Source organism: Streptosporangium sp. H16 (assembly GCF_051918855.1).
Lineage (GTDB): Bacteria > Actinomycetota > Actinomycetes > Streptosporangiales > Streptosporangiaceae > Streptosporangium.
Window position 1 is genome coordinate 1 of sequence record NZ_JBPXMD010000149.1, and the last position, 519, is coordinate 519.

At 72.6% G+C, this 519-nt stretch carries 1 protein-coding gene; it reads left to right on the forward strand.

Annotated elements, in window-relative coordinates:
* Positions 1-228 precede the first annotated feature (228 nt).
* On the forward strand, positions 229-519 hold a 291-nt coding region (locus ACTOQ2_RS44095; protein ID WP_440108031.1), incomplete at its 3' end, for a helix-turn-helix domain-containing protein.

Here is a 519-nt window from a genome sequence, read left to right on the forward strand (position 1 = left end):
CCCCATCGGGCGGCCGGTGCGGAAGAAACGGATCGGCCCCAGGGCCGATAGATGGTGTTGAACCTCGCGGGCCCCGGCGCATCAAGGCGCCGGGGCCCCTGTCGGCATTTCGGGAAGGTTGTATGGATCAAGCAGTGATGGCGTCGGCCGTCCGCGCCGAGCTCGGGCTCCGCGGCACCGCCGGCAAGGCTGAACCGGCCCAGCGGGTCGCCGCCGCGGGGAGGGCCGATGGGCTCGGGTGACGTCTCCGGTCACCGGTTCGACGATGAGGACTACCCCGCCTACAGCATGGGCCGGGCCGCCGAGATGCTCGGCGTCACCCCGGCGTTCCTCCGCAACCTGGGCACCGCCAAGCTGATCGAGCCGCAGCGCTCCGAGGGCGGCCACCGCCGCTACTCGCGCTACCAGCTACGCCTGGCCGCCCGCGCCCGCGAGCTGGTCGACCAGGGCACCGCCCTGGAGGCGGCCTGCCGCATCATCATCCTGGAGGACCAGCTCGCCGAGGCCCTGCGCATCAAC